Raw genomic sequence first — 6,524 nt, 5'->3', positions numbered from 1 at the left:
CTCTTTTTAGTTTTTGCTCTCTTTTTTTCCTTTTCAATTTGACGGTCTTATTTGCTGCTTTTTTAGTTGTGGATAAGTGTCGTTTTTTACCCCTTTTTTACCTCTCAAAAGCGGTTTTTTTGCATTTGCACTTTAGCAAATATTACTTTTGCAAACTTTACGACCTTGTAACTGATTGATTATTAGTAAGTTATAGGGGTATTTTATGCGTAATTGACGGGATTTTATGCGTAATTGACGGAGATTATAGGGGTATTTTATGCGTAATTGACGGAAAAATGGGCATTATATTTACTTATTATATGCTTTTTGTTTATTTTTATGCATAAAATGACTCTTATGGTACAGATTGATACGTTTAAACAGACTAATGCTATCACTGGAGCTCGATATGACTATACCACAACAGAAAAGCGCTTGGTATATCTGTCTCTCATTGAGGTCATGAAAACCGTCCAAGATGGCATTACAGACGACTTCTTTAACAGAGATCTCGACCTATTTATCATGGAAGATCAAATGAAGAAATCAGATCCTAATGACAATCGCTTTCGAGACTATCGTAAGGCAGTTGTTAGTCTACGCAAAAAGGACTTCTCGATCGATGAAACAGACGGAAGTTGGACAGAAACTGGCTTTGTAACAAGAGGGAAATATAAGAAGAACAAGGGACTAGAGGTAAGCATTTCTAGAGATGTTTTGCCCTATCTCTACGAGCTTACAAAGAGATTTACAGTACTGGACGCAACTGTCGTCATGACTTTAGCGAGCAAGTTCTCTCAACGGTTTTATGAGTGGTGCTGTCAGTGGCGATCCGTTGGGAAATTTGAGTTTACACCGGATGGTCTTCGGGATGTACTTTGTATCAAGCTCCCCACAGCTCAGTTAAAACGAGATGTTATTGAGGTAGCTCAGGCTGAGTTAATGAGGATGTACGAAGATGGCATAAGTGATATCTATTTCACTTATAGCGAAGAACGAGGAGGACGTGGACGCGGAGGTTCTGTTAAACGATGGACCTTTCAAATTCACACTAAAAAGAAGCAAGTAGCTCAGGAAAGGGCAAAGAACGAGGATGTCGTCTTTGTCATGAGGTTTTTAGGTCAAATCTTTGGGAAAGACTCACCACTATTAGATCAGGCCTTAGAAGCCCTTAAAACGCACGAAAACGTCAAGCTATTTGCAGATCGGGCGGACAAACTGCAAACGTCGGGCAAACTTGATCGAACTAAAAACAAGCCTGGTTATATCCGCTCAATCCTTCAGAAAGAATTTGGTCTCGATAAGAAGTAAAAAAGCGTAGTAAAGCTGTTATTTAAGCAACTAAAGGATAAGCAAATGAACGCAACCGCAATCCGTCAAGGCATTAGTTACGTCACGAACAGTAAAGGGGAAAAAACGGCTTTGCAGCTAGATTTGACCAATGAAGCTGTGCAGGAGATCGTAGAAGATCTAATGGATACCCTTGATGCTATAGAGCGCCGTGGTGAGCCTACGCGCCCTTTTGAAGACGTAAAAAACGAAATATTGGCAAGCCGTGGCTTATAGGATTGTCATTACGGAGCCAGCGGCCAAGGAGTTAAAACGCATTCCGGCTAAGATGCAAGACCGGATATTCGAAAAAATACAGGATCTAGCAGAGGAGCCAAAACCATATGGCCATAAGAAGTTGAAGAACTTCGATATGCCAGGTAACGACCAAGATGATTACTACCGGATTCGAGTGGGCGATTACCGTGTTATCTACACGATAGAAAATGAGCAGATAATCATCTTCATCATGAAGATAGCCCATCGTAAAGATGTTTATGAATAGAAACGCTAACCAAACAACCGTTGGAAGAACCCTCTTTTTTCCTGCACCGGTATTCGGTCGGCAAGTTGGGTAATCATGCCTTTGATATCATCCAGTTCAGTACGTAAGTCTTCCTGTTTCATGGGTGGCTGATTCCCTTTTTTCAGCTGTTCTTGAGCATACTGTCGTAAATCTTCATTCATGTACTGACCAATAGTCTTACCCGTTCGTGTTGCAGCCTTTTCTATGGCCGTTCGTGTTTCCAGATCCACACCTCGAACTGTCCAAGGTGTTACATCGGGAGCTTTACGAGGACGTCCACCTTTATTTTTGTCTGTTTCGAGTTTTGTCTGACTTAACTCCAGTTCTGTCAGTGCCGGTTCTGTGAGCTGCTGACGTAACTCCGGTTCTGTTAACACCATTTCTACGGGTTGCTGACTTAACTCCGGTTCTGTCAGTGTCGTTTTCATAGGTTGCTGACGTAACTCCAGTTTTGTATTTGCATTAATTGGGTCCATAACAGTTATGTCAGACGTTTTGTCAGACACATAGTTAGAGGATTTTTCAGGTATATACAAAACCTAGGTTTTGTCAGCGCAAACGAAATTAGGTAAAGAGCTTATCATAAGATTGATTATACAACAGAAAATTTTGGTCTATTATCATAAGAACGTTTTCTAATAAGGATACAACTTTGCCTTTAGGTAGGGATCAGTTGTGTACGTACTCACGATTGTATCAGGAGCTAGGCTATAAGGGTTGCGTACCTGACTAAATTTAATTAACCGACTATTAGGGATTATATACCACTTTAAATAACCAAGTGTATCATAATTCACAATAACCGTGTTGCGGACAACATCAGCGATGTAAGTTTGGTTTTCGACTTCCTTATAGCGGTGCTGGAGAGTGTCATTCTTGTAAAAGGCAAAATAATTGAGTGCATAAGTACCCTTCGGATTGTCATCTACGATGCGTTGCATCTGCTGGGTATACCCTTCGGATTTTGGCGTGAGAACGCCACTCGGAGTGCTAGTACTTACCCATTCCCAATAGCCGAAGGTTGAAAAATACAAGGCGTCAGGATCTAACCCATGATGACAAGACGGTAATAAAACCAAGAGTGCTGATAAATAAAGGTACTTAGGGGGAAATAGTGTGTTTTTCATAACGCTTGCAGTTGTGAATTAGGGACGCACTCCCACAGTGGCCTGTAGATTGGTATTATATGTATCAGTACCCATTACAAATGCACCCAGTTGGTACCAACCGTTTCTCGCATTAGACTGATCACCTTCTCCCCAGTTAATATGATAAAATAAAGACGAGGATTCCTGACAAACCGGTGAATAGCCACTACAATCTAGGTTGTAGTAGGTATTCTGGTAAAACCCATCGACAACCCAAGCGTAACCGTTAATGCTTGTTCCGCTTTTATAACCCGTCATAACCACGGGATAGCCCGCATGTAAGTCAGCTTGTAGCGAACTTTGGTTAGTGGGGGAAATTGCTAACTGTACCATAGTTAGAATAATTTAACTTAAGATTGACTCTACGAAGTAGTAATTTTATATACCTCTACTTTACAAATATGAAACCTGTATCATATCTACTAATACTTTTAGGAACAGGTCTCCTACAAAGCTGTCAGGAATTAACGCCTTTATCCCCGCCTAATCCCCTACTTGGCAATTGGATTATAGAAAGCCATGAGATTTATCATTTACCGACCTGGTTTGTTGCAAAGACACATACCGAGTACAGGGTAACCCCAACGGATACTATCTATGGCAATGGTACACTAGCTCAAGTGTTCAATGTGTACGCCTTTACCCTTTCTACTGGGGGAAAATTCACCGAAACTTATTTTAAGAACGGTGGTTTGCAGGAGCTATCAACCATTCAGGTCGATAGCGGCAAATGGATATTAGCCGATTCAGTGATCACCTTAGCTGTAGACAACGTGTTACCTCATAAACTAACCTACAAAGCCACGACCGATCGACTGATGACCGATCGATTTCCCCAAAAATCGGTGTTACGATTGGCCGATGGGTCAGTTGATACAATAAATTATACGATTAAATTATGGTATCGTAGAAGTCCTTGAGTTTTGTTTCATCGAGTTGTTGATATAATCACCGACCTAAAGACACGGGAATTCTGTGATCAACAAATCACGCAGAAAGGACAATTCGGTCTGTTTTCACAGCTTCTACAGAGGGGTTGATCTAGGAATAGTTCATTAACATAACTCTTGTTATATAACAAGACTTGAAATAGTACAATTATTGTCGCTGACTTGGACCCTCCTTTTTACGCTGGATTGGGGCTTCGATGAGTTGCCTTAACTCCCCCCTTTTGAAGCCTAATTCTGCCGCCGTTGCCTGCCCATTTTTGTCCGAGTAGATGAACTGACCATCAGTCCCTTTACGACGGGTGATAGGCGGCTTCGTTTGGGAGGCCGATTGGAGCTGGCTGGTAAACTGAGCCCAGTTACCCGACTCCTGGGCGGCCAGCCGTAAGCGATAACGCATACTGGCCACCCAATCCTTATCCACCCCTTTAGACCCATCAACATCCGGTCTGGAAGCGGGCGAAGCAGGAGCCACTACCGGACTTATCGAAGGCGTAGGGGCTTGGGCCTGACGGCTTTCTTTCAAGGCGTTGTAGCGGTCCACTAACCCGCTATATTTCTCGATGTGGGCCGCCCATTTTTCGGACATCTCCCGGTAACGCAACCGCTCCTGTTCCAAGGCCAATTGGAGCTGGCCCAGTTGAGCCGCTAGCCCATCATACTGCTGTCGCAAGTCCACCAGGGTATCCACCAGATCGGGCAATTTCTCGGCTTTCTCCTTTTGCTGCACATACGCCTGGTAGGTGCGCTGGAGCTGTTGCTTTAACTGCTCAATCTGAGTCTGGTCAGCCGGATCGGACTGGATAACCTCTTTAATGATCTCAACCTCATGAATAATCGTTTTAGGCCGATGATTCAGCAACGCCTCCTGCATGGCATTTCGCTTCGCATAGGCTTCGTCTCGCTCATGCCGCAGCCGATTAATTTCGGCTTGTTGGCCAGCGTCAGGCTCTGGGATCTCCACCACCGCAGGCTTCTGCTCCAATTCGTGCTTGAGTCGCTCAATTTCGGCTTGATACTCGGCCCGGTTGGCCTCCAGTTGTGTGACCAACTGCCGGTATTTGTAGCCCACGGCGGAGCCTTTCACGGGCTGGCCATTCCCTTGCCGAAAGCTGATGCCGTAGATGCCCTGACTATTCGTTGCTAGTTGGGTGGTGATACCCTGCCCCGTCAGATCGGCGGTTAATTCAGCCAGACTCGTCGGTTTCTGCGTGGCCAGCACCTGGGTTAAGACCGCAGCGATAGCCGCCCGGTTGGCTTGGGTCTGCCCGCTGTGATCCCGTAGACTCGTCCGTTGCTCGGGCAAGGCCCGCAGAGCCAGATCCTGCTCGATCTGACGCGTCGTTTTGACATTACGCGCGTAATTATGGCTTGTATCCAAAGCTGGGCCATCATCCAGCCGAACCCGGTTAATGTAAATGTGTACGTGAGCGTGGGCGGTGTCATGGTGTTGGAAGATGGCCACCTGGTGCTGGGCGGGATCAGCTCCCATGGCCGTGCAGTACTGTCGGGCAGCGGCTCGCCACTGGTCGGCACTCAGTTGCTCGCCGGGTTGGGCCGATAAGGATGTATGCCAAACGGGGGTGGTACAACGGCTGCCCTGCGCCACCGCAGCCATTTCAGCGGCCATCCCTTGCCAGCTGTAACTGATCAGATTATAGCTATCTAGGAGAGCCACTTTGGGCTGTTTGTGCTGGCGCTGCTGAACCGTCAGATCCGCGGCCCCATAACCCAGGGCGCTATCAAAACTACGGCCGGTGGTGGTTTTCGCGATCATGCCAGGAGCTGGTTAAGTTGGGTAATTAATGCTTGAATGCCGGCTAAATCAAACTGGCCTGTGTGCGCGTAGCGGGTTAACTGGTTCAAGTTATTGGCTATACTAGCCAGCTGCGCCCGTTCGGATTTAGTCAGGATGGCTGGACTTTCAGAACCGGTAGCGAGCGTGGCGGCAGGCCTTGACCCCAGCGCCGATCGGCGCAGGTACTCGGATACCTTCAAACCGGCGGCTTCTGCCTTTTGTGCAATCTGTTTGCGTTCATCTTCCGTCACGCGCAGATCCAAACGATGGGTTTTAGATAGCGTTGTTTCCATGGTATAGGGTAGCTGGAGGTGTCGGGGTATGCCCTGACCAAGACAAGCCCGGTAGCGTAGCGTGAAGCCGGGCGGTGGACATTGGGCGCGCAACAACCGACGATAGGAGGGCAGTTGTGTGTACAATGTCATGGCTTGCTGTACCTCAGCGAAAACAAAAATACACCCGCAAACCCATAATGTCAAGGCCATTTAAACAAATGGCTGGGTGGGCTAGTGAATCAGCGAAGAAGGACGGGCATCAACGGAGTATAACAGGGGAAGACAGGGTAACTAGCTTTCCCTGTTATACTAGAGAATCGAAAAGGAGAAGGTAGCCAATAGGAGAATAGTACAAATCGTGGAACACATAACTATAAATATAGTTTCGCGCCCTCTTTCTCTTTTTAGTTTTTGCTCTCTTTTTTTCCTTTTCAATTTGACGGTCTTATTTGCTGCTTTTTTAGTTGTGGATAAGTGTCGTTTTTTACCCCTTTTTTACCTCTCAAAAGCGGTTTTTTT

The 6,524-nt window shown here is 45.8% G+C and carries 9 protein-coding genes; 4 read left to right on the top strand and 5 right to left on the bottom strand.

Features of this window, described 5'->3' with window-relative positions; translation table 11 throughout:
• Nucleotides 1-339: 339 nt before the first annotated feature.
• The 3 genes from ACFS25_RS31650 to ACFS25_RS31640 are packed head-to-tail and all read left to right on the top strand — an operon-like array spanning nt 340 to nt 1,816.
• Nucleotides 340-1,293 carry a replication initiation protein gene (locus ACFS25_RS31650; protein ID WP_381509210.1) on the top strand — a complete coding sequence of 318 codons (954 nt, stop codon included), beginning with the start codon at nt 340-342 and terminating at the stop codon, nt 1,291-1,293.
• Between the two features lie 45 nt (nt 1,294-1,338).
• Entirely contained in the window at nt 1,339-1,548 is a 210-nt protein-coding gene (locus ACFS25_RS31645) for a hypothetical protein (protein ID WP_381509208.1), read from the top strand.
• The gene (locus ACFS25_RS31640; RefSeq protein WP_381509206.1) at nt 1,538-1,816 is read left to right on the top strand and encodes a type II toxin-antitoxin system RelE family toxin; all 279 of its coding nucleotides are present in this window, start codon (nt 1,538-1,540) and stop codon (nt 1,814-1,816) included. Before ACFS25_RS31645 ends, ACFS25_RS31640 begins: the two co-directional genes overlap by 11 nt.
• Nucleotides 1,817-1,821: 5 nt before the next feature.
• On the opposite strand, the gene ACFS25_RS31635 is transcribed toward ACFS25_RS31640, so the two are convergent.
• The 3 genes from ACFS25_RS31635 to ACFS25_RS31625 all read right to left on the bottom strand — a co-directional run bounded on the left by ACFS25_RS31635 (nt 1,822) and on the right by ACFS25_RS31625 (nt 3,318).
• Nucleotides 1,822-2,265 carry a hypothetical protein gene (locus ACFS25_RS31635; RefSeq protein WP_381509204.1) on the bottom strand — a complete coding sequence of 148 codons (444 nt, stop codon included), beginning with the start codon at nt 2,263-2,265 and terminating at the stop codon, nt 1,822-1,824.
• Nucleotides 2,266-2,472: 207 nt separating this feature from the next.
• Nucleotides 2,473-2,964 (bottom strand): hypothetical protein, encoded by a 492-nt coding sequence (locus ACFS25_RS31630; protein ID WP_381509202.1) that lies wholly within the window; start codon nt 2,962-2,964, stop codon nt 2,473-2,475.
• A gap of 18 nt (nt 2,965-2,982) precedes the next feature.
• Nucleotides 2,983-3,318, bottom strand: a complete 336-nt coding sequence (locus tag ACFS25_RS31625) for a C10 family peptidase (RefSeq protein ID WP_381509200.1) — start codon at nt 3,316-3,318, stop codon at nt 2,983-2,985.
• Nucleotides 3,319-3,386: 68 nt separating this feature from the next.
• On the opposite strand from ACFS25_RS31625, the gene ACFS25_RS31620 reads away from it, so the two are divergent.
• Entirely contained in the window at nt 3,387-3,905 is a 519-nt protein-coding gene (locus tag ACFS25_RS31620; RefSeq protein WP_381509198.1) for a hypothetical protein, read from the top strand.
• Nucleotides 3,906-4,083: 178 nt separating this feature from the next.
• Here the strand turns inward: ACFS25_RS31620 and ACFS25_RS31615 are convergent, their stop codons facing one another.
• Nucleotides 4,084-5,709 (bottom strand): relaxase/mobilization nuclease domain-containing protein, encoded by a 1,626-nt coding sequence (locus ACFS25_RS31615; protein ID WP_381509196.1) that lies wholly within the window; start codon nt 5,707-5,709, stop codon nt 4,084-4,086.
• Nucleotides 5,706-6,155 carry a plasmid mobilization protein gene (locus ACFS25_RS31610; protein ID WP_381509194.1) on the bottom strand — a complete coding sequence of 150 codons (450 nt, stop codon included), beginning with the start codon at nt 6,153-6,155 and terminating at the stop codon, nt 5,706-5,708. Before ACFS25_RS31610 ends, ACFS25_RS31615 begins: the two co-directional genes overlap by 4 nt.
• Nucleotides 6,156-6,524: the final 369 nt, after the last annotated feature.

The organism is Spirosoma flavum (assembly GCF_042686045.1).
GTDB classification, from domain to species: Bacteria; Bacteroidota; Bacteroidia; order Cytophagales; family Spirosomataceae; genus Spirosoma; species Spirosoma flavum.
Note: the sequence above shows the minus strand (reverse complement) of the source record. Positions and strands in the feature narration are given on the sequence as shown.